This is a genomic window from Haloglomus litoreum, from assembly GCF_029338515.1.
In the GTDB taxonomy this organism is placed as follows: Archaea; Halobacteriota; Halobacteria; order Halobacteriales; family Haloarculaceae; genus Haloglomus; species Haloglomus litoreum.
Window position 1 is genome coordinate 1,987,829 of the sequence record NZ_CP119988.1, and the last position, 20,885, is coordinate 2,008,713.

Consider the following 20,885-nt stretch of genomic DNA (forward strand, 5'->3'; position numbering starts at 1 on the left):
CCACTTATCCTCCCGCGTTCGCTGTACTCGACCAGTCCGCGACCGGCGGAACCAGAGCCATGGGAGACGGGCACCAGCGGCCGGAGGAATCGGGGGCGAGCGGGCCGTCCGGGGCGGCACTGCTCGACGCTATCGCTCACCCGGCGTTCGTCCTCGAGACCGACGGCCGGATGTCACGGTCGAACAGCCGCGCAGCGACGCTACTGGACGGCGAGCCGGCGACCTTCGACGCCCTCGTGCGTCCGGGCCATCGCGAGCGCGCCCGGACGGCCGTCACGGCGGCCGCTGCGGGGGAGACGACCACGGTCGAACTCGACGTGCAGTCGCCGGACGGCACCCGCCGCGTCAGCGTCGACTGCTCGCCCGTCGAGCGGGACGGGCGCCCGACCGGCGTCCTGGTCGTCTGCCAGCACGTGGCGGTGGATGGGGCCGACGAGGGGGACGGCAGCGAGGGTAGCGACGGTAGTGACGCCGACGGCGATGACCAACGGGACGGCACAGACGCCGCCGGATCCGGCGGCGGCGATCGGGCTGACGAGCGAGCGGTGGAGGGACTGGCCCCCACGGACGCGGCGCCGGGTGACGCACCCGACGAGAGTCTCCTGGGCCGTGCCGACATCGTGGAGGCGGTCGGCGACGGTGCGTACGTCCTGGACGCCGACCGCCGTGTCGCCGCGGTGAGCGACCGGCTGGCCGAGACACTGGGTCGCGAGCGGGCCTCGCTTGTCGGCCGGCCGCTCCGGTCGCTGCTGGCCGACGACTCGCAGGCCGCGGCCGTCGGGTTGCACGAGTCGCTGCTCGCCGGCGACCGCGAGACGGGCAGCGTCGAACTCACCGTCGCGGCCGCCGCCGGCGACCTGCCGGCCGAACTCCACGCCACCGCCGTCGGCGAGGGTCCGGATCGCGTCGTCGTGGGCGTCCTCCGGGACATCTCCGACCGGCGCCGCCGCGAGCATCAGCTTGCCCGTCACCGCGACCAGCTCGCCACCCTGAACCGCATCAGCGAGGCCGTCGAGGGGGTCGTCCAGGGGATCGTCGAGTCGGCGACCCGGGAGGGGATAGAGGCGACCGTCTGCGAGCGGCTGGCAGCGTCGGACCTCTACCGGACGGTCTGGATCGGTCGCATCGGCGCGGGCGGTCTCGAGGTGACGGCCTCTGCGGGGGAGCCGCCGCTGTTCGAGGCGGAAGCCGGCTCCGGCGACGCCCCCGACGGCGTCACCGATGACGACGCCGACCACCCAGCGCGTGTCGCGTTCCAGTCGGGCGAGGCGTGCGTCAGGCGGGCCGCCTGGGTCGGCGAGGGGGAGCCGAGCGATCGCGGCCTCGCGGCCGAACACGGCATCCGTGCGAGCATGGCGCTGCCCATCAGGCACAACGAGACGGTGTACGGGGTTCTCTGCCTGCAGTCCCCGCGGGCCGACGCGTTCACCGACCGCGAGCAGGCGGCGCTGGAGCGGCTCGCGCGCGTCGTGGGCTTCGCCATCAACGCCGCCGACACGGAGCTACTGCTGCACTCGGGAACCACGACCGAACTCGTCTTCCGCGTCACCGGGGAGAACTGCTTCCTCGCGACGCTCTCGGCGGAGGCCGGGCCGGTCGGCCTGCGCTGGACCGTCCCCGAGGACGACGGCCTCCGGCACTACCTGGAGGTCGAGGCCACGGGTGCCGAGGCGGTCGCCGGCGCGGAGGCCGCCGGCGCGCTCGAGGTGGAGGTGGTCAGCGAGCGGGAGGGGGGCGACGACGAGCCGCCGACCGCCATCATCGAGGCAGTGCCCCGGAGGAGCGTCGCCGCCACGCTGAACGACGTGGGCGCGGTGGTCCAGCAGGGACACGCCGAGGGCGGAGTCGCCGAGTTCACCGCCCGCATCGCCGGGGGGACGGACACCCGGACCGTCGTCGAGGCCTTCCAGGACGAGTTCGAGGCGGCCCTGAAGGCGAAACGGCGCATCGACGAACCCGTCGAGACGACCGGTGACCTCCGGCAGGCCGCCGACGAGCGGCTCACCGAGCGCCAGAGCGACGTGCTCCGGACCGCCTACCTGATGGGCTACTTCGAGTGGCCCCGGGTCCACAACGCGGAGGAGGTCGCCGACCGGATGGACATCACCTCGGCGACACTCCACTACCACCTGCGTGCCGCCGAGCGGAACTTCCTGGAACTGTTCTTCGACGAGTCGCCGACCGGGGGGTAGCTGCGGACGGCGGGGCGGGCTCAGGTGGCCCGGAGCGCGACCAGCCCCCGGTCGGAGGCTACGTAGACGGTACCGTCGACGACCGCCGGCGTCCGGAATCCCGTGGTCCCCTCGCCGAACCGCCACCGCTCGTCGCCACTCCCCGTGTCCAGCGCGTACAGGTGCCCGTCCGGGGCGCCGTAGTAGACCGTCCCGTCGGCGACGGTCGGGGCGCCCGGGGCGCCATCGCCGCTCCTTTCGTGGCTCCACCGCTCGCTCCCGTCGGCCGTCAGTGCCCGGATCTGGATGTCCTCCTCGCCGGCCGTGAGCACGTACGCCTCGTCCCCGACGACCGTCGGCGGGACGTACAGCCCCCCACGGTCGGACTGCCAGACGGGGTCCCGACCGGCCCGGTCCAGCGCGGCGTGGCCCTGTGGTCCTCCGAGATAGAACCGGTCCTCCGTGACCGCGACCCCCGTGTACGGCCGCCCGTCGGTCGGCGTCGCGGTCCACTCCGCCGAGCCGTCGGCGGCCGAGACGGCGGCGACCTGCGGGGCACCCTGCGCTGGGAACGATGCGTAGTAGACCGTGCCTCCGAGTGCGGCGGGGTAAGCCGGTGTGTGCGTGTTGTTCCGGCCCTCGCCGGACTCGAGCGCGCGGTGCCAGCGGACCGAGCCGTCCTCGGTCTCCAGGGCGTAGAGCCCGCCGAACTCGAACAGCGCCTGCCGGCCGAGTCCGACCACGAGCGCACCGTCGACGACCACCGGACTATTGATGGCGCTCTGCTCCATGTCGAGCGAGCGCTCCCACTCGCCGGTACCGTCGTCGGTCGCGACCGCGTGAGCGGTCCCGGCACGGTCCACGAAGTAGCACATCCCGTCAACGGCGGCCGGGTGCCAGCCGTCGAGCCCGTTCTCGACCTCGTAGGTCCACGCCCGGTCGCCGCTCTCGGCCTCGAGTGCGACGACGGCGCTCCCCTCGGCACGGTCGACCGCCGCGAGCACCTGTCCGTCGACCACAGCCGGGGTCCCCACTTCGAGCGCGTTCTCGGCGCGCCACGCGACCTCGACGTCGTCGGTCGGGCCGGTCGCGCCGTCCGAACCGCGGTTGCGGGTGCCGTAGCCGTACGAGCGGTACGTGACGGTCCCATCCCGGCCGAAGCAGCCGGCGGTGGCCGCGAGCGACGCGGCTGCCGCTCCCTGGAGGAAGGCTCGCCTGGTGGGCATACGCCCCGTGGCCGCGCCGGCGGCAAATCCCTTCTGGCGGGGGTAGAGTTATTCCTCGCTGTGTCGCACGCACGGACGATCCTGTCATGGAGTACCACGACAGTGGCCCGCTCCAGCACGCCGACGCCGTGCTGGCGATGGGCGCACACCGGTACGGGGAGAAGGACGCCATCGTCTCCCTGGAGTACGGCGAGGCCCAGAGCTTCGCGGAGCTGGACGAGCGTGCGAGTCGCGTCGCGAGTGCGCTGACCGAACGTGGCGTCTCGTCGGGCGACCGTGTCGGGCTGTTCCTGCCGAACACGCTCCAGTTCCCGGAGACGTTCTTCGGTGCGATGCGGGCCGGCGCCGTACCGGTCCCGCTGAACCTCCGGATGGACACCGAGACGCTGGCGTACATCCTCTTCGATGCCGACGCCGACCACCTCGTCACCTCGCCGCTGCTCGTCGGCGGGATGGAGACGGACCGGGCGACGGTCGCCGCGCCCGCCGACATCGCCGCCGAGGCAGGCATCTCGACACGCTGGATTCCGGGGATGGGCGACCCGGACGACGGCGTCGTCGACTACGACGAGGCGCTCGACGCGGCCGACCCCGACTTCGCCCCGCCCGAACGCGACATCGACGACGTGGCCGTCCAGACCTACACCTCGGGGACGACCGGCCGGCCGAAGGGGGTGCTGCTGAGCCACCGGAACCTCCTCTCCGTGCAGGAGTCGATGGCCACCTCCGGCCCCAGTCCGGACCCCGACATGACGGGGCTGATGGTGCTCCCGCTGTTCCACGTCCCGACGCTGAACACGGTGCTGGGGAAGTACCTCTACACCGGCGGGACGGTCGTCCTGCAGGCCCGTCCCAGCGGCGAGGGGATGCTCCAGGCCATCCAGCAGTTCGACATCAACGAGGTGCCCGCGGTGCCCGCGCTCCACACGATGATGTACCGGGCGTACAGCGAGAACCCGGACGCCTACGACGTGTCCTCGGTCGAGGCGCTGGGTGCGGCCGCGGCCCCGCTCCCGGACGACACCAAGCGCAACCTGACCCGGGACTTCGACGTGTCCATGAGCGAGGGCTGGGGGATGACCGAGACCGCCGGCCTCGTCACGCTGCGCTCGTCCGCCGTGAACAAGGCGGCGGGCTGCATCGGCCAGCCGCTGCGCAACCTCGACCTCGAACTCCGGGACCCGGACACCCGCGAGACCGTGGTCCCCGCGCGGGCGCTGAACCCGCGGAAGGCACCCACCGACCTCCCCGAGGACGAGGCCGAACGGACGGGCGAGATCGCCGTCCGCGGGCCGCAGGTGTTCGAGGGCTACCACGGCCTCCCCGAGACCAACGAGCAGGTGTTCGACGACGACGGCTGGTTCCACACGGAGGACGTGGGGCGCGTCGACGCGGACGGGCACCTCTGGATCGTCGACCGCGCCGACGACATGATCATCGCCGGTGGGGAGAACATCTACCCCGCCGAGGTCGAGGACGCCCTCTACGACCACCCCGACATCGCCGAGGCCGCCGTCGTCGCCGCGCCACACGAGGTGAAGGGCGAGGCACCGGTCGCATTCGTCGTGGCCGAGGCGGACGCCGACCTCGACGAGCGCACGGTCCGGGAGTACTCGCTGGAGAACGTCGCGAGCTACGCGCATCCGCGACGGGTGTTCTTCGTGGACGAGTTGCCGCGGTCGGCTACCCAGAAGGTCCAGCGGTACAAACTCGAGAAGCAGGTCGAGGACGAACTGGGCGGGGAGCCGCTGGCGTCGAGCGAGCAGCTGTAAGGAGTGCTTCGCGACGTTACAGGTAGCCTTCCTCGGCGAGTCGCTCGACACCCTCGCGCAGGCGCTCGGAACTCGCGGCGTACGACAGGCGCGCGAAGCCGGGCGTCCCGAAGGCACTCCCCGGGACGGTGGCGACGTGGGCGTCCTCGATGGCGCCCTCGCACCAGGACTGGTCGTCCTCGGGGACCGGGAGCATCATGTAGAACGCGCCCTCGGGAACGGCGACCTCCTTCCCGTGGTCGGCGAACAGGTCGACGAGCATGTCACGGCGCTCGTGGAAGGCGTCGCGCATCTCCGCGATGGCGTCGTCCGTGTTGCGAAGCGCCTCCACGCCGGCGTGCTGGACGAAGTTCGTCGCGCACGTCACGGAGTGCGAATGCAGTTTGCCGGCCTGGCTGACGAGATCGCTCGGCGCGCCGAAGTAGCCGAGCCGCCAGCCCGTCATGGAGTAGGCCTTCGAGAAGCCGTTGAGCGTGATGGTGCGGTCGCCCATCCCCTCGAGGGTGCCGAGCGAGGTCGGGGAGACGCCGTAGGTGATCTCCTTGTAGATCTCGTCGGAGATGACCGCGAGGTCGTGGTCGACCGCGAGGTCCCGAACCCCTTCGAGCGCGGCGTCGGAGTAGACCGCGCCGGTCGGGTTGTTCGGCGAGTTGATGACCAGCAGTTCGGTGTCGTCCGAGACCGTCTCGGCCAGCTCGTCGAGGACGGGCTCGAGCTGGAAGCCGTGGCGGGAGGTGTCGACGCGGGAGATGCTCCCGCCCGCCAGTTTCGTCATCGCCTCGTAGCTGACCCACGCCGGGTCCAGCAGGACGACCTCGTCGCCGTCGTCGATGAGCGTCTGGAAGATCTCGTAGAGCGCCTGCTTCCCGCCGGGCGTGACGATGATCTCGTTCTTGGCGTACTCGAGTCCATCGGCCGCGAACTTGTCGACGATGGCCTCCTTCAGGGCAGGGATGCCGTTCGAGGGTGCGTAGCCTGTGTGCCCGGCGTCCATCGCGTCCTTGCCGGCCTGGACGATGTTCTCGGGCGTCGGGAAGTCCGGCTCGCCCACGGAGAGGTCGACGACGTCGACGCCGTCGGCCTCCAGTTCCGCCGAGAGGTTGGAGATGGCGATGGTCGCCGACGGTTCGACGCGCGTGACGCGGTCGGCGAACTCGAAGTTCATGCCTCCACCTCCGCGTCCGCGTCGTACCCATCGAGGTCGACTCCCGGCTCCGGGAGGTCGGCTGCGAGGTCGAGGGCGGCGTCGACGGCGTCGGCGCCGACGTGGACCCGCTCCTCTGCCTCGGCCCCCGACTGTCCGGGGCCCGTCACGCCGAGCGTGACCGGGGTATCCCGGTCGAGGGCGACATCCGACAGTTTGGGGGCGATGGCGTGGCCGATGACCTCGTCGTGGTTCGTGTCCCCGGTGACGATGGCACCCAGCACCGCGACCGCGTCGACGTCCTCGCGGCGGGCGAGTCGGTCGGCGGCCAGCGGCGCGTCGTACGCGCCGGGGACCGGAACCTCGGCGACGACGTCGGCGTCGCGCGCGGCCGCGGCCTCCCGGCCCCGCTCGGCCATCTCGTGCGTAATCGGTCGCTCCTTGTTGAACTGAGCGACCACCAGTCCGAGTGCTACCATACCCGGTCGCAGGCGGAGGGTTCTGATAGAACTGCCGCTTCGTGTGAATCGACCCGAACGACCACTAAGGATTCTGGAGGCCTGTGGGCCCGCGCCGGCCGGCCGTCGCTGCCGACTCGCGGCCACGCGTCGATGGGCGCCTTTAACCGGCGTGCCGGAGTAGCGTCGGATAACTGATGGTCGGTACCGCGACGCTGGTGACACTCGTGATCGCGAGCCTGGCGAGCCTGTTCATGGCCTGGTCCATCGGTGCCGGTTCCTCGGGCTCGACTCCCTTCGCGCCCGCGGTGGGTGCGAACGCCATCAGCGTGATGCGGGCCGGGTTCATCGTCGGCATCCTCGGGTTGCTGGGGGCCATCCTGCAGGGTGCCAACGTGACCGAGGCGGTCGGGAAGGAGCTGGTCGTCGGGGTCACGCTCTCGCCGGTCGCCGCCACCGTGGGCCTGCTGGTGGCCGCGACCCTCGTCGCCATCGGCGTCTTCGCGGGCTACCCCATCGCCACCGCGTTCACCGTCACGGGGGCCGTCGTGGGTGCGGGGCTGGCGATGGGTGGTGACCCGGCGTGGGCGAAGTACCAGGAGATCGCGACCCTCTGGGTGCTCGTCCCCTTCGTCGGCGGCGGTATCGCCTACGGAACCGCGGTGACGCTGCGTGACGAGCGCGTCTCCGAGCGGGTGGCGGTCCCGCTGCTCGCGGCGGTCGTCGGCCTCATCCTGGCCAACGTCGGCTTCGTCCTCCTGGGGCCGGCGGGCGAGGCCTACTCCATCGCGGAGACCATCGCCGCCGAGTTCTCGGGCCCGCCACTCGCCATCCGGGCCGCGGTCTCGATTGTCCTCGCGGCCATCGTCGCGCTGGCCCTCTGGCGGGACCTCGTCCGCGACGAGGCCGCCGGCCAGCGCCACTTCCTGCTCGTCCTCGGTGGCCTCGTCGCCTTCTCCGCCGGCGGCTCGCAGGTCGGCCTCGCGCTCGGCCCGCTGCTTCCGCTGCTCGACGACACGTCACTCGTGCTCCCGCTCACGGGCCTCCTGCTTGCCGGTGGCCTCGGCCTGCTCGCCGGGTCCTGGACCGGCGCCCCCCGGATGATCAAGGCCCTCAGTCAGGACTACTCCGCGCTCGGCCCGCGCCGCTCCATCGCCGCGCTCATCCCCTCGTTCGCCATCGCGCAGACCGCCGTCTTCTTCGGTATCCCTGTCTCGTTCAACGAGATCATCGTCTCGGCCATCATCGGCTCGGGCTACGCCGCGGGCGGCGCCGGCGTGAGCCGCGAGAAGATGGTGAAGACGGTGCTGGCGTGGGTCGGGTCGCTCGTGCTGGCGTTCACCGTCAGCTACGGGATGTTCGTTCTCGTGGACGCGGTGCTGTGACGGCGGCCGCGTACGCGGAACACGGAGTCCGACTCCCGTGAACCCCCTATCGCCCTGCGGCGGCCGAGCCATACCGGTGTCGGGGAGCCCCGTGGGACCGACCGTCGCGACCGGCCGGCGCCCCGACGGCGTTCGGGGCCGGACGGGCCATCCAAACTACCTCATTATCTACTCGATTATGGTGAAATTGGGCGACCCATCGATATATCTGCGAGGTTTGAAGTGAATCGGCCTGATATTCCGAGAGTGAGATGTCGATGCAACAGCACGAGATCGGTGCGATACTGCAGCAGGTCAAGGGGACGATGGTGCTGTTCCTCGCGACCGGGGTCGGGATGGGCATCGGCGGCTGGGCGCTCCTGGACGCGGTGACGTCCGGATCTGGGGGCGGAATCGGGGCATCCCTGGTGGCTGGCTTGCTCCTGCTTTCGGCGCTCGTCGCCATCCTGATGGCGGGCCCGGTGGTCGGCGCAATCAGCGGTGTCCGGGCGGAACTCGAAACCGCACGGTCGCTCGGACTGAAGAGCTACGGGATCACGGGTGTCACCGTCCTCGTCGGCCACATCGCGATGGTCGTCCTCGCGTTCTTCATCACGGTCATGGGCGTCAGTACCGGCGATTCGGGTGGCGGCGGTGGCGGTGACTCCGGCGACGTACCCGGCGTGGGCGACTACCTCACGCCCATCGTCCTCGGTGGCCTCGGAGCGGCGTTCACTGCGGTCGCTGCGCAGTACGCGTATCGAGCCCTCGCGGAACAGTAGTGGCCGGACGCCCGAGGAGTAGAGGCCGCCCCGAGGTCCCCCTTCAGTCCGTCGCCACTTCGTCGGCCTCCGCCTCCTCGTCCTCGACGCCGTAGTCGTCGGTGACGGTGATGCGGGCCTTCATGATGCGCGTGTTCTCGACCTCCTCGACGCGGATGTCGACGCCCTCGTAGGAGATGACCTCGCCCTCCTCGACCAGCCGGCCCGCGCGGTTGAAGATGAAGCCCGCGATGGTCTCGAACTCCTCGCCCTCCGGGAGTTCGATGTCGAGCGCCTCGTTGACCTCCTCGATGTTGAGTTCACCCCGCACGAGGGCGGTGTCCTCGTCGAGGAAGTCGATGGGCTCCTCCTCCTCGCCCTCGAGAATCTCGCCGACGATCTCCTCGGTGAGGTCCTCCATCGTCACCAGGCCCTCGGTGGTCCCGAACTCGTCGATGACAATGACCATGTGCATCCGGTTCTGGCGCATCTCGGCGAGGAGTTCGTCCACGTTCTTCGACTCGGGGACGTGCAGCGTCGGCTCGATGAGCGACTCCAGGGTGAGGTCCTCGGACTCGTTCTCGCCGTAGTTCAGGTCCCTGACGAGGTCGCGGACGTGGACGACGCCGATGATGTTGTCCAGCGATCCCTCGTAGACGGGGATGCGGGCGTGGCTGGACTGGACGGCGGTCTCGAGGGCCTCCTCGATGGTCCCCTCGGTGGAGATGGCCGTCATGTCGAGTCGGGGCGTCATCACCTCCTTCGCGATGGTGTTGTTGAAGCGGAAGACGCGCTGGAGCAGCTGGCGCTCGTCCTCCTCGATGACGCCCTCGCGCTCGCCGGTCTCGATGATGTCACGGATCTCGTCGCGCGTGACGTACGAGGTCTCGATCGCCGAGCGACCGCCGGTCACCTTGTTGACGACGCGGGTGAGGTAGTCGAACAGGACGACCAGTGGGAGCAGGAGGTACTCGGCGATCTGGAGGGGCCGGGCGATGCGCAGGGCCCAGGACTCGGTGTTCTCGACCGCGTAGGACTTGGGCGCGCTCTCGCCGAACAGCAGGACCAGCGCGGTGATGCCGAAGGTCGCGGCGGCGACCGCCGCGCCCTGCGAGAGGTAGAGCGCGAACAGCCCCGTCGCGATGGAGGACATCGCGATGTTGACGATGTTGTTGCCGACGAGAATCGTCACGAGCAGGCGATGCGGGTCGGACTTGAGCTCGGCCATCGCCTCCGCGCCAGGGATGTCGTCCTCGAGCAGCGACTCCACGCGGTGTGGGGCCAGCGAGAACATGGCGATCTCCGAGGAGGAGAAGAAGGCCGATAGCATGATGAGAAAGAGGATACTCACGAGGCCGAGCGTGGTCAGGGTTGCGTCGTCGACGGCCGGGAGGCCGGGCATCGTCTGGAGGAATGCACCGCTGTCGAGGGCCGCTTCCGCGAGCAGCGGGCTGAGGGGGCGTATACCCATCGGAATAGTCCGTTTTGACCCGCCACGGGATTAAGGGTTTGCCATATGGAGTCGGCGTCCTCGAATGGCGTGGCGGTCGGGCTGGTGGCTCACGGACGATGGCCAGCGGGCCCGTGCGCGGGTCGCTTCCGTGGGCGATACCCTTACCGGTCGGTCGCTCGTACGCTGCCCCATGAGCGATCCGACCATCACGCTGTACCGGCTGCAGGCCTGTCCGTTCTGCGAGCGCGCGGTCCGGAAGCTGGACGACCTCGGTATCGATTACCGTTCCCGGTTCGTCGAGGCCCGCCACTCCCGCCGGGACGTGGTCAAGCGCCTGACCGGCGCCCGGACCGTCCCGGCGCTCGTCGACGAACGCACTGGCGTCACGATGTCCGAGTCCGCCAATATCGTCGAGTACCTCGACGAGACGTACGGCGACGGCGCCGGGGAGACGCCGGTCCACGTCTCCGCCGACGCCGCGGGCGACGACGTGCAGCGCCTGGAGTCCGATGGCGCCGACGAGGACGCCGACGAGACCGACACCGACGAACAGGAGGTGGAAGCCTGATGGACCTGGGCTTCGAGGTCTCCGAACTCCCACCGGCGGACGCGCTCGCGGACGGGGAGACGGCGCCCGACTTCACCCGACCGCTCGTCAACGACGAGTTCTGGGAGGACGTCTCGCTGTCGGACCTCACGGGCGAGGGGCCCGTCGTCCTCGTGTTCCACCAGATGGCCGGCGACTTCCCGCCGACCTACATCTTCCAGCGCATCCGCGACGACGAGTGGACCGACTGGGACGCCGAGATCGTCGGCATCTCCATCTCCTCACCGTACGAGCTGAAGGGGTTCATCCGTGAGTGGCGCGACTTCGAGCAGTTCCGGTTCTTCTCCGACCCGTCGGCCCAGGTGGCCGAGGAGTTCGGCGTCGCGACCGACGTGGACGGGATGACCGGCATCCGCGAGCCCCGGCCGGCCGTCTTCGTCCTCGACGAGGACCGCACTATCCGGTACGCGTGGGCCGCCGGCGAGAACCCCGAGTTCCCGCCGTACTCGGAGGTCGAGGCGGCGGTCCAGGACCTGTAGGGACAGATGACCGGCCCGTCAGTCCCCGAGGAGGTCATCGAGGCCGCCGCCGATCGCATCCGGGCGGGTGGTCTCGTGGCGTACCCGACCGAGACGGTGTACGGGCTTGGCGCCGACGCCACCGACCCCGCCGCGGTCGAGCGCGTCTTCGAGGCCAAGGGGCGCGACCGGTCGAAGCCGCTCTCGATGGCCGTCCCGGACCTCCCGGCGGCCGCGCCGTACGTCCGGCTCGGTGAGCGCGAGCGGCGGTTCTGCGACCGGTTCCTCCCCGGCCCGGTCACGGTGGTCGTCGAGCGCACCGACCACGTCCCGGACGAACTCGTCGCCGGCGGCGAGCGGGTCGGCCTCCGCGTCCCGGACCACGAGGTCGCGCGGCGGCTGCCCCGGTCCGCGGACCGACCCGTCACGGCCACGAGCGCGAACCTGAGCGGCCAGGGAAGCGCCCGCGGCGTCGACGAGATCGACGAAGCGGTCCGCGACCGGGCGTTCGTCGTCGACGGGGGCCGGACGCTCGGCGGCGGGAGTACCGTCGTCGACGTGACGGCGGGCACCATCCACCGGCGCGGGAAGCGCATCGACGCCATCGAGGCGTGGCTGGCCGAGAACTGAGTCCGGCTACGTCACTGACCGGTGCGCCCCCGTTGTCCCGGTCAGTCGCCACCCAGCAACGACCGGAGCGTCCGCGTCCGGGTCCCACACTCGGCGCGGTACTCGCAGGGTGCACAGCGGTCGTCGTTCTCCAGCCGGGGCGGCGGGCCATCCATCGACCGCGCGACACGGAGCGCGTGTCGGTAGGCGGCCGTGCGGCGCGTCCCCAGCGAGATGCGACGGACCACGCCGTGTGCCGGGTACTCCACGTAGGCGCGTTCGACCGCGGTCTCGCGCTCCCAGGCGAGCGCCTTCGCGGCCGCGACCGCGCGCACGGAGTCGGGCTCCCAGACGCCACGGTCCGGCGGTTCGCCCGCGCTGACGACCGAGACGGTCGGGGCCTCGGGAGCCGGGCCGTCGCCGTCGAGGACCTTGTGGGCGATGCCGCGGGCGTCCTTTCCCTCCAGCAGCACCTCCCGCCGCGCGGGGTCGACGAGCGCGGGCCACGCGTCGAGCCGTTCCTTCGCCGCCGAGAGCCGCGCGCGGAACTGCGTCGGTGTCGCGTCGACCGGCTCCTCGCGGAGGTTGGTCGCCGGGTCGAGCAACTCCGGATAGCGGAAGGCCAGGTCGCGCCGTGCGGCCACCTCCTCGGGTACCGCGTGGTCCGCGTGCTTGCGCCGGTAGTAGAGCTGCCGGGGACAGTACGCCGCCGTCGCGATGTCCGAGAACGCCTGCATCGGTGGGTCTGGTCGCGGCTTCCGATTTGAACTCTCGGCCGACATCAGGGACGGAACGCCTTTGCCCGTCAGTCTCCGAGAGGCCCCACGTGAGCGACGCCGACCGCGGGGCGACGGCGGACGGGGACGGCCACGGGGAGCTGCCCGACCCGCCGTTCCGAAGCACCGTCCACGACGGCAAGGAGGTCGTCGTGGAGTTCGACCCCTCGCTGACGTTCGAGTGTGTCGACGACTGCACCTGGTGCTGTCAGCACGGCGTCCTCCTCTACGAGACGGACCTGCTGGAACTGGCCGCGCGCGAATCCATCAACGAGCCTGTCACGCAGGCCCGGGGTCGGGACTTCGTCCGGCGCGAGCCGAAGGGCCGGGACGAACACGTCGGCGAGGACGGCGCCGCTTGCTACTTCCTGCGCGACGATGGCCTCTGTGCGCTCCACGACGAGCACGACTGGAAACCCGCACGCTGCTCGGTGTTCCCGCTGGAGGTCCACGTCGAGGGCGGCGACATCCACGTCTCCATCCGCGACAGCGCCCACGAACACTGCGAGGGCCTGGACGTGAGCGAACGCCGGGTCGTCGACAACCTGGAGGCGTTCCTCCCGGAACTGCTGTGGGAGCTGGACGACCCGACCACGGAGATCGAGCTGTAGCCCGCTCCGTCTCCGCTGGCTCCGCATCGGGGCACCGGACCCGCCCCCGGCGTCGGATTCAAGAGCCTGCCGCGAGGGGTACTGCCATGGCATCCAACCGCGACGTCTTCCTCCCGGTCGCCGCGCAGCCGTCGGTCGACGCGCTCGTCGAGCAGGCCCAGTCAGCCGAGGACCTGGGCTACGACCGCGCGTGGCTCCCCGAATCCTGGGGTCGCAACGCCGCCGTCGTCCTCACCAGTATCGCCGAGCGAACCGACAGTATCGGCATCGGCACGTCCATCATGCCGGTGTACTCCCGGTCGCCGGCGCTCATCGGGATGACCACCGCGACGTTGCAGGAGGTCTCCGAGGGCCGCCTGCGCCTCGGCGTCGGCCCGTCGGGGCCCATCGTCATCGAGAACTGGCACGGGATCGACTTCGGCAACCCGCTCCGGCGCACCCGTGAGACCGTCGACATCATCAAGCAGGTGCTCTCCGGGCAGGAGGTGTCCTACGACGGGGAGTACTTCGACCTCGACGGCTTCCGCCTCCGCTGTGACCCGCCCGAGCGCCAGCCGCCCATCGACGCCGCCGGGATGGGGCCGAAGGCCGTCGAACTCGCCGGCCGGTTCGCCGACGGCTGGCACGCGCTGATGCTCACCGAGGAGGGCCTCGCCGAGCGCTACGAGGACTTCCAGCACGGGCGCGAACTCGCCGAGAAGGACCCCGACGGTGGCCAGGTGACGCTGTCCCTGACGTGCATGGCGCTGGAGGACCGGAAACGGGCGCGTCAGCTGGTGAGAGGCCACGCAGCCTTCTACATCGGGGGGATGGGAACCTACTACCGCGACAACATGGCGCGCCAGGGGTACGAGGAGGTCGCCCACGAGGTGTACGACCTGTGGCAGGAGGACGAGAAGCGCGCCGCGACGAGGGCCATCGACGACGACCTGCTTGACACGCTCTGTGTCGGCGGCACGCCCGACGAGTGTCGCGAGCGCGTCGCCGAGTGGGAGGCGATGGACTGCGTCGACCGCGTCTCCGTCTCGTTCCCCCGCGGCGCGGAGGTGGAGGAGATACTGAACACGGTCGAGGCGCTGGCACCTGAATAGATTCTCTCCCGAATATCTGGATTACTATCTCGATTTTATCCGTGTGTGTTGTATTCGTGGTGAAAAGTGTTATAACTACATATGAGTGTAGGTCCTGGGGGGTGTTCGCGGCCTCGGTGAACGGAAGACACTTGCCGGGAGTGGCGGAACCGCCGTGTGATGCCCTCCCGACGCGCACTCCTGCGAAGCGGTGCCCTCGCGGCGACGGCCGGCCTCGCCGGTTGCTCGGCACTCGCCGGCGACGGTCCCGTCCCGCTCCCCGCCGCCACACCCGGCCCCGACGACTGGCCGACGGACGGCTACGACCGGCGGAACACGCGATACAACGCCGGTGCCAGCGTGTCGGACGCCGAGCCGACGCCGCGCTGGTCCCGCGAGTTCCTGTTCTGTCACGACCCGGTCGTCAGGGGGACGCGTGTCGTGCTGAACGCCGGGACCCGTGAGCGCGAGTTCACTGTCGGGGTGCGCGCGACCGACGGCAGCGAGGTCTGGCGCTCGGCGTCGGAGCCGTGGGGGTACCCGACGCCGACGCTCGGTGCGGAGCGGGCCTACGTCACCGGTCCGGACTGTGCGTTCGGTGTGGACCTCGCCACCGGCGAGGAGACGTGGCGGGGCGACCCGTGCGAGGGCGCCAACACCGCGAGCGGAACCATCGCCGACGGTCGCCTCTATCTGGAGTACGGCGGCTACCTCTCGGCGCTCGATGCGACCGGGAAGCGCCGGTGGGCGACGAGCCACGAGGCGCGCGCGAACCCCACCATCGTGGGCGACACGGCGTACGTCGCGACGGGGTTCACGGTCGCTGCCGTGGACCTGACCGCGACGGCCCGGGAGTGGCCGTGGGAGGACCCCGATGGCGACAGTCCTGCGTACGCGGACCGCCGAGCGGCCCGGAAGTGGCAGGAGCCGCCCCGTTCGAACGTCGTCGGCTCCCGGTACTACCACTCGCCCGCCGTCTCCGACTCGCTCGTGTTCGCGACGGCCTCGCGGGAGGACCGCCCCGGCGGTGCGCTGCGGGCACTCGCCCGGACGAACGGCGACGAGCGCTGGGCGGTGGCGTCGCCACCGGACCGCGACCCGGGCGAGGAGCTCCGCGATGCACCCGACCCCGTCTCGGACCCGGTGCCGCCGGTGGTGACCGACGACCTCGTGGTCACGAGCCTCGGCGACCGGCAGGTACTCGCGCTCGACCACGGCGGGGAGATCCAGTGGCGCCGCTCGCTCGCACACAGCGTGACCGAACTCGCCGTCGCGGGTGATACCGTCGTCGCGGTGACCCACGACCGCTCGGTCGATCACACCGCCGAAGGGCACGGCGGACTGGTCGCGCTCGACCTCGAATCCGGCGGGCGGCGCTGGTCGCTCGGGTTCGACGACCACGTGTCCGGCCTGGCGCTCGCGGGTGGGACGGTGTACGTGACGGTCGTCGTCGACCGGGACGCCGAGGGTGACGTGGTCGGGAAGCGACTGCTCGCCCTCTCGTGACCGCCCGTTCGAGCGGCCGACATCACCGCGGCGCCGTCGTGTGATAAACGGGCGCCGAACCACGGAGGTAACTACTTGAGTCCGCCGTCCGCGTGGCGGGGTATGAGCGACGACTACACCGGCGCGGACCTGTTCGTGGACGCCCTCGAACAGTACGGCGTCGAGCACGTCTTCGGCAACCCCGGCACGACCGAACTGCCGGTGATGGAGGCCCTCTCGCACAGCGACCTGGAGTACGTCCTCGGGTTACAGGAGGACATCGCGGTCGGGATGGCCGCCGGCTACGCCCAGACCCGGCGCTATCACGCGCACCACGACCCGGGCATCAACCCGGTCGGCGTGGTCAATCTGCACATCACGCCCGGCCTCGCACATGGCACCGGGAACATCTTCAACGCGGAGTTCTCCGGCGCCCCGCTGGTGGTGACAGCGGGCAACCACGAACTCGACTTCCGCCACGAGGAGCCGCTGCTGGACGGCGACCTCGAGAAGCTGGTCGAGCAGTTCTGCAAGGATTCGGCCGAGGTGACCGACATCGACGCGCTGCCGCTGCTCCTTCGCCGGGCGATGCGGACGGCGCTCACGCCGCCGACGGGACCCGTCTTCCTCGGGCTCCCGGTGGACGTGATGCTGGAGGAGACGGACGACGACCCCCTGCAGCTGGGTGAGATTCCGGACGCCGGCGCGGGCGACCCCACGCAGATCGACAGGGCCGCCGACCAGCTCGTCGAGGCCGACGAGCCCGTGCTGGTGCTGGGCGACCACGTCGCACGCTCGGGCCGCGGGGCGGTCGAGGCCGCGGTCGACCTGGCGGAGGCCAGCGGCGCACGTGTCCACGGGGAGATCCTCGCCAGCGAGACCAACTTCCCGACCGATCACGAGCAGTGGGTCTCGTTCGTCGGCACCGGCGAGAACATCGCGAAGATGCTGATGGACACCGACACCATCGCCTTCGTCGGCTGTTCGACGCACACGACCCTCCTGAAACACGAGAGCCCGCTGCTGGACGAGGACACGACGGCCATCCACGTCTCGCCGGACCCGAAGGAGGTCGGCAAGAACTACCACGTCGACGCCGGCATCATCGGCGACCCCGGGCGCGTGATGACCCAGCTCGCGGAGAAACTGGCGGACCGCCTCGACGAGGAGACCCGACAGGAACGCGTCGACAACGTCGTCAACACGAAGGAGATGCTGGCGGGCACGATGAAACAGCTCGGCGAGGACCCGAAGCCCGAGGGCGACACCCGCGCCTCGAAGGCGGAACTCGTCGACACGATGAGCGAGGTGCTCGACGTGGAGAACACCCACATCGTCGACGAGGGCGTCACCTCGAAGTTCGCGCTGCTGACACGCTACAACCTGCAGCCGGATTCGTTCGTGGCGACGAAGGGCGGCGGCCTCGGCTACGGGCTCCCCGCCAGCGTCGGCGCGGCGCTCGCCGAGGAGATGACCAACGACCCCCGGGACGTGGTCGGCTACATCGGCGACGGGTCGTACCTCTACTACCCGAACTCGATGTACACCGCCGCGGCGCTGGACCTCGACCTGACGGTCATCGTCCCGGACAACCGCAACTACCGCATCCTGAAGGACAACACGCTGGAGATGATGGGCGGCACGGAGGCGGACTACGAGTTCGTCGGGATGGACTTCGACCCGCACGTCGACATCCCGAAGAACGCCGAGAGCCACGGGGCCCGCGGGCAGCTCGTCGAGACGCCCGAGGAGATCGCCCCCGCCCTGGAGGAGGCGCTCGCGACCGACGGCCCGGACGTGCTGGACGTCCTCGTCCACGACTGAGTCGTCCGGTCGACGGGCACAGGCCGTCGGACCGGACCTACACTTTTCCGAGCGGGATGCGACGGGCAGCTATGCGCGCTGTCCGCTTCCACCCCGACGAAGGATTGCGGATCGAGCAGGTCGACCGCCCCGATGTCGGGCCGGGCGAGGTACTGGTCGAGGTCGCCGCCTGTGGCGTCTGTCACTCCGACCTCCACCTGCTCGACGGCGATATGCCCATCCCGCGGCCGACGACGCTCGGCCACGAGGTGGCCGGTACGGTCGTCGAGACGGGCGAGGGTGTCGCGACGGCCGAGGGGACGGACGTGGCGGTGTTCGGCGGCTGGGGCTGTGGCTCATGCGCTGTCTGTGACCGCGGCGAGGACCAGCTCTGCAACCTCGCGAACTGGGTCGGTATCGGCAACGATGGCGGTTACGCCGAGTACCTCCGCGTCCCGACGGAGAAGTACGTCCTCCCGCTCGACGGCCTCGACCCGAGGATGGCGGCGCCGCTGACCGACGCCGCGCTGACGCCGTATCGAGCGGTCCAGCAGGCCGGTGACCTCACGCCCGCCGATACCGTCGTCTGCACCGGCATCGGCGGCCTCGGACAGTTCGGCGTCCAGTTCGCGGCCATGACCGGGGCACAGGTGGTCGCGGTCGATCTCGACGCGGACAAACTCGACCGGGCGCTCGAACTCGGGGCCGACGCGACGGTCGATGCCAGCGAGACGCGCGTCCCCTCGGCCATCAACCGGGTCGCCGCAGGTGAGGTCGCGGCGGTCCTGGACTTCGTCGGCGCCGACGACACCCTCCAGTGGGGGTCGAACGTGCTCGGTGTCGGCGGCCACCTCGTCCTCGCGGGCATCGGCGGGGGCTCCATCGACTTCTCCTGGAACCCGCTCGCGGGGCAGGAGCTGACCTATCGGACCGTCCAGTGGGGAAGCGTGCCCGAGTTGCGGGAGGTCCTGACCGTCGCCCGGCGGGGCGATCTCGACGTGCGGACCGAACCGGTCGGCTTCGACGACCTGCAGGCGACGCTCGACCGACTGCGCGCCGGCGAGGTCGAGAGCCGGGCCGTCCTGACGCCCTGAGGGTCCTGCAGCGCTACGGAGGACCGGCCGGCCGAGCATTCACGAGACGGTAGGTTGAAGCCCGCGCGCACGCAGGCCATGGTATGAACCTGCAGGAGTTCGACCACCCGACCTGGTTCACGGCCGCCGGGACGCTCGTCAGCTACACCGTCATCCTCCTGGCGATGTTCGTCCTGCTGTTCGTCGTGCCGTACGCCATCTTTCTCGCCATCTGAGGCGGTCACCACCCTACGCGCTCGTTCTCGTCGACACTGACTCCCGAGCGCTGCTCGAACTCGAACCGGCTCGCCAGCCACAGCGCACCCGCCACGGCACCGAGCAGCGCGACTAGCAGCCCCACCGGAACCCGCCATGCCCCGCCACGCCAGTCGGCCCGGAAGACGCGCCGGAAGTACCGGGCGGCGCCCTCGCTCCGGAGCGCGAGGACGACCTCGCGGTTCTCGCGTGCCGAGTGGTTGTTCCAGTTGAGGGAGCCCAGGATGGCACGCTCGCCGTCCACGACCAGCCCCTTGGCGTGAACCTTCCCGTAACGGCCCCGTGGCTCGGCCAGCTTCGCCTCGAGGTCGAGCCCCTCCCGCGCGGCGCGCTCGTTGAGCGCCCGCACCACGGCGCGGTTCTCCTCGCGGGCGTACCAGACGCCGTTCAGGAGGACCCGGACACGGACGCCACGACGGGCGGCCCGGACCAGCGCGCGGACGAACGGCTGGTCGGGGCTCCCGGCAGTCGCCTGCAGCACCCGGACGGACTCCTCGGCCGCATCGATCCGTTCGACGACGGCCCGTTCGGCGTTGTCCGGTGCGACCAGCACGTGGACGTGGTCGACCGGGACCGTCCGCGGGCGGAACCGGGTCGGGTACGAGGCGTTGGCGGCCCCGCCCGGCTCGAAGCCGTCGTACGTCGGCCTGACGGCGGACCACGGGCGAGCCCCGCGAGCGTCGAAGTCCGCGTGGAACGTCCGGGCGAGCGCCGCCGCGGTCTCGTCGTCCCGGACGGTCACACCCCAGCCGCGCGAGCCGTTGCCCCCGACGCCCGCCGGCTTCCAGTTCTCGGTCAGCACGACCGCCCGGTCGTCCGCGACGGCGTACTTCGGGTGGTGGAAGTCGTAGCGTGCGTGTGGGCCCCCGACGAGTCGGACCCGGACGCCGGCGTCGACGAGTCGGTCGAGCACCCGTGCCTCGGGGCGCGAGAGCCCACCGACCGGCGCCCCGTCGACCAGCACCCGGACGCGGACGCCGCTGCGGGCGGCCGCGACGAGTGCGTCGGCGACCCGCTCGGAGGTGAGCGTGTACCCGGCGAGCAGGAGCCGTTCGTCGGCCGCCCGGAGCGCCTGGACCGGCGGCCCCGGCGCGTCCGGCAGGACGAACGTCGTCGCTCGCCCCCCGTCCGTGCTCCGGACCGGGAAGGCCGTCGCGCCGATGGGCCGGAAGCCGTCGGCTCCGGGCCGGTAGACCTCGCCCTCCGGGGCGTCCCGGTAGGACACCGTATCGACGACGACACCGTCGACGAGCAGGTGGACCTCCTCGCCGCCGTTGGCGAGCGCGGGGAGGTCGACCCGGACGACCCGCCCAGGGTCGAGACCGCCGCCCGCCGTCCGGTTGGCCACGGCACCAGGTGCGGCCGTGAGGGTGACGCGTCCGCCGACGGTCCGGTTCGGGAGGGCGACGCGCTCCTCGCCGTCGTCGATACCGAAGCGTCCGAGATCCGTCCCTGGCGGCACCGAGAGGGTGATTGACTCGCCCCGGTCCTCCGTGGCGGTGGGGTTGGGAACGACGCTGACCATCTCGGGGCCACCGGCGACGCCGACGCTGCCCGCTGCCGGAGCGACGAGTCCGAGGACGGCCACGAGGAGTACCGTGGCTCCCGTCGGGAACCCGGTGGCCGGTCGTGCGAGCGGTACCGCGGACGAGGGACTCCGCACGGGGCGGTTGGTCCCGGGACCCTACTTGAATCTACGTGAGGGGGACCGCGGCAACGATTGCGAGATATGTTCAGAAACCGGGCGAGAACTCCCGGAGAACAAAGA

General features: G+C 70.8%; 18 protein-coding genes and 1 pseudogene. 13 read left to right on the forward strand and 6 right to left on the reverse strand.

Annotation, left to right across the window (positions count from 1 at the left end; translation table 11 throughout):
* Positions 1–59: 59 nt before the first annotated feature.
* Entirely contained in the window at positions 60–2,192 is a 2,133-nt protein-coding gene (locus tag P2T62_RS09825; RefSeq protein WP_276261220.1) for a bacterio-opsin activator domain-containing protein, read from the forward strand.
* Between the two features lie 20 nt (positions 2,193–2,212).
* Here P2T62_RS09825 and P2T62_RS09830 read toward each other — a convergent pair whose 3' ends face one another.
* On the reverse strand, positions 2,213–3,397 hold the full coding sequence (locus P2T62_RS09830; protein ID WP_276261221.1) for an outer membrane protein assembly factor BamB family protein: 1,185 nt from the start codon (positions 3,395–3,397) through the stop codon (positions 2,213–2,215).
* Between the two features lie 86 nt (positions 3,398–3,483).
* Here P2T62_RS09830 and P2T62_RS09835 point away from each other — a divergent pair, with 86 nt between their 5' ends.
* Positions 3,484–5,169: a class I adenylate-forming enzyme family protein gene (locus P2T62_RS09835; protein ID WP_276261222.1), complete on the forward strand. Its 1,686-nt coding sequence runs from the start codon at positions 3,484–3,486 to the stop codon at positions 5,167–5,169.
* Positions 5,170–5,185: 16 nt separating this feature from the next.
* On the opposite strand, the gene P2T62_RS09840 is transcribed toward P2T62_RS09835, so the two are convergent.
* Positions 5,186–6,334: a pyridoxal phosphate-dependent aminotransferase gene (locus P2T62_RS09840; protein WP_276261223.1), complete on the reverse strand. Its 1,149-nt coding sequence runs from the start codon at positions 6,332–6,334 to the stop codon at positions 5,186–5,188.
* Positions 6,331–6,792: a 6,7-dimethyl-8-ribityllumazine synthase gene (ribH, locus tag P2T62_RS09845; RefSeq protein ID WP_276261224.1), complete on the reverse strand. Its 462-nt coding sequence runs from the start codon at positions 6,790–6,792 to the stop codon at positions 6,331–6,333. Before ribH ends, P2T62_RS09840 begins: the two co-directional genes overlap by 4 nt.
* Before the next feature lie 176 nt (positions 6,793–6,968).
* Here ribH and P2T62_RS09850 point away from each other — a divergent pair, with 176 nt between their 5' ends.
* Complete coding sequence (locus tag P2T62_RS09850) at positions 6,969–8,156, forward strand: inorganic phosphate transporter (RefSeq protein ID WP_276261225.1); 1,188 nt, start codon at positions 6,969–6,971, stop codon at positions 8,154–8,156.
* Between the two features lie 251 nt (positions 8,157–8,407).
* Positions 8,408–8,917, forward strand: a complete 510-nt coding sequence (locus tag P2T62_RS09855; protein WP_276261226.1) for a hypothetical protein — start codon at positions 8,408–8,410, stop codon at positions 8,915–8,917.
* A 43-nt stretch (positions 8,918–8,960) separates the two neighbouring features.
* On the opposite strand, the gene P2T62_RS09860 is transcribed toward P2T62_RS09855, so the two are convergent.
* Positions 8,961–10,367 (reverse strand): hemolysin family protein, encoded by a 1,407-nt coding sequence (locus P2T62_RS09860; protein WP_420028424.1) that lies wholly within the window; start codon positions 10,365–10,367, stop codon positions 8,961–8,963.
* Positions 10,368–10,539: 172 nt separating this feature from the next.
* Between P2T62_RS09860 and P2T62_RS09865 the strand changes: the two are divergent.
* The 3 genes and pseudogenes from P2T62_RS09865 to P2T62_RS09875 all read left to right on the forward strand — a co-directional run.
* Positions 10,540–10,791: pseudogene (locus P2T62_RS09865) on the forward strand (glutaredoxin family protein); the annotation flags it as partial.
* A 125-nt stretch (positions 10,792–10,916) separates the two neighbouring features.
* Positions 10,917–11,435 carry a redoxin domain-containing protein gene (locus P2T62_RS09870; protein ID WP_276261227.1) on the forward strand — a complete coding sequence of 173 codons (519 nt, stop codon included), beginning with the start codon at positions 10,917–10,919 and terminating at the stop codon, positions 11,433–11,435.
* Positions 11,436–11,441: 6 nt separating this feature from the next.
* Complete coding sequence (locus P2T62_RS09875; protein ID WP_276261228.1) at positions 11,442–12,044, forward strand: L-threonylcarbamoyladenylate synthase; 603 nt, start codon at positions 11,442–11,444, stop codon at positions 12,042–12,044.
* Between the two features lie 41 nt (positions 12,045–12,085).
* Here P2T62_RS09875 and P2T62_RS09880 read toward each other — a convergent pair whose 3' ends face one another.
* Positions 12,086–12,760, reverse strand: a complete 675-nt coding sequence (locus P2T62_RS09880) for a CRISPR-associated protein Cas4 (protein ID WP_276261229.1) — start codon at positions 12,758–12,760, stop codon at positions 12,086–12,088.
* Between the two features lie 140 nt (positions 12,761–12,900).
* On the opposite strand from P2T62_RS09880, the gene P2T62_RS09885 reads away from it, so the two are divergent.
* The 6 genes from P2T62_RS09885 to P2T62_RS09910 all read left to right on the forward strand — a co-directional run bounded on the left by P2T62_RS09885 (position 12,901) and on the right by P2T62_RS09910 (position 19,077).
* Entirely contained in the window at positions 12,901–13,410 is a 510-nt protein-coding gene (locus P2T62_RS09885; RefSeq protein WP_420028449.1) for a YkgJ family cysteine cluster protein, read from the forward strand.
* Between the two features lie 86 nt (positions 13,411–13,496).
* On the forward strand, positions 13,497–14,501 hold the full coding sequence (locus tag P2T62_RS09890) for a TIGR04024 family LLM class F420-dependent oxidoreductase (RefSeq protein ID WP_276261231.1): 1,005 nt from the start codon (positions 13,497–13,499) through the stop codon (positions 14,499–14,501).
* Between the two features lie 159 nt (positions 14,502–14,660).
* Positions 14,661–15,986: an outer membrane protein assembly factor BamB family protein gene (locus P2T62_RS09895; protein WP_276261232.1), complete on the forward strand. Its 1,326-nt coding sequence runs from the start codon at positions 14,661–14,663 to the stop codon at positions 15,984–15,986.
* Positions 15,987–16,088: 102 nt separating this feature from the next.
* A complete protein-coding gene (locus tag P2T62_RS09900) occupies positions 16,089–17,789 on the forward strand; it encodes a thiamine pyrophosphate-binding protein (RefSeq protein WP_276261233.1) in 1,701 nt (566 codons plus the stop codon).
* Positions 17,790–17,860: 71 nt separating this feature from the next.
* On the forward strand, positions 17,861–18,862 hold the full coding sequence (locus P2T62_RS09905; protein WP_276261234.1) for an alcohol dehydrogenase catalytic domain-containing protein: 1,002 nt from the start codon (positions 17,861–17,863) through the stop codon (positions 18,860–18,862).
* Between the two features lie 83 nt (positions 18,863–18,945).
* The gene (locus tag P2T62_RS09910; RefSeq protein WP_276261235.1) at positions 18,946–19,077 is read left to right on the forward strand and encodes a hypothetical protein; all 132 of its coding nucleotides are present in this window, start codon (positions 18,946–18,948) and stop codon (positions 19,075–19,077) included.
* 5 nt (positions 19,078–19,082) lie between these two features.
* On the opposite strand, the gene P2T62_RS09915 is transcribed toward P2T62_RS09910, so the two are convergent.
* Positions 19,083–20,780: a phospholipase D-like domain-containing protein gene (locus P2T62_RS09915; protein WP_276261236.1), complete on the reverse strand. Its 1,698-nt coding sequence runs from the start codon at positions 20,778–20,780 to the stop codon at positions 19,083–19,085.
* Between the last annotated feature and the right edge of the window lie 105 nt (positions 20,781–20,885).

Excerpts from the sequence above, each read along its gene's own strand:
- P2T62_RS09825 (WP_276261220.1), top strand. The coding sequence starts at position 60 with ATGGGAGACGGGCACCAGCGGCCGGAGGAATCGGGGGCGAGCGGGCCG.
- P2T62_RS09830 (WP_276261221.1), bottom strand. The coding sequence starts at position 3,397 with ATGCCCACCAGGCGAGCCTTCCTCCAGGGAGCGGCAGCCGCGTCGCTC.
- P2T62_RS09835 (WP_276261222.1), top strand. The coding sequence starts at position 3,484 with ATGGAGTACCACGACAGTGGCCCGCTCCAGCACGCCGACGCCGTGCTG.
- P2T62_RS09840 (WP_276261223.1), bottom strand. The coding sequence starts at position 6,334 with ATGAACTTCGAGTTCGCCGACCGCGTCACGCGCGTCGAACCGTCGGCG.
- ribH (WP_276261224.1), bottom strand. The coding sequence starts at position 6,792 with ATGGTAGCACTCGGACTGGTGGTCGCTCAGTTCAACAAGGAGCGACCG.
- P2T62_RS09850 (WP_276261225.1), top strand. The coding sequence starts at position 6,969 with ATGGTCGGTACCGCGACGCTGGTGACACTCGTGATCGCGAGCCTGGCG.
- P2T62_RS09855 (WP_276261226.1), top strand. The coding sequence starts at position 8,408 with ATGTCGATGCAACAGCACGAGATCGGTGCGATACTGCAGCAGGTCAAG.
- P2T62_RS09860 (WP_420028424.1), bottom strand. The coding sequence starts at position 10,367 with ATGGGTATACGCCCCCTCAGCCCGCTGCTCGCGGAAGCGGCCCTCGAC.
- P2T62_RS09870 (WP_276261227.1), top strand. The coding sequence starts at position 10,917 with ATGGACCTGGGCTTCGAGGTCTCCGAACTCCCACCGGCGGACGCGCTC.
- P2T62_RS09875 (WP_276261228.1), top strand. The coding sequence starts at position 11,442 with ATGACCGGCCCGTCAGTCCCCGAGGAGGTCATCGAGGCCGCCGCCGAT.
- P2T62_RS09880 (WP_276261229.1), bottom strand. The coding sequence starts at position 12,760 with ATGCAGGCGTTCTCGGACATCGCGACGGCGGCGTACTGTCCCCGGCAG.
- P2T62_RS09890 (WP_276261231.1), top strand. The coding sequence starts at position 13,497 with ATGGCATCCAACCGCGACGTCTTCCTCCCGGTCGCCGCGCAGCCGTCG.
- P2T62_RS09895 (WP_276261232.1), top strand. The coding sequence starts at position 14,661 with ATGCCCTCCCGACGCGCACTCCTGCGAAGCGGTGCCCTCGCGGCGACG.
- P2T62_RS09900 (WP_276261233.1), top strand. The coding sequence starts at position 16,089 with ATGAGCGACGACTACACCGGCGCGGACCTGTTCGTGGACGCCCTCGAA.
- P2T62_RS09905 (WP_276261234.1), top strand. The coding sequence starts at position 17,861 with ATGCGCGCTGTCCGCTTCCACCCCGACGAAGGATTGCGGATCGAGCAG.
- P2T62_RS09910 (WP_276261235.1), top strand. The coding sequence starts at position 18,946 with ATGAACCTGCAGGAGTTCGACCACCCGACCTGGTTCACGGCCGCCGGG.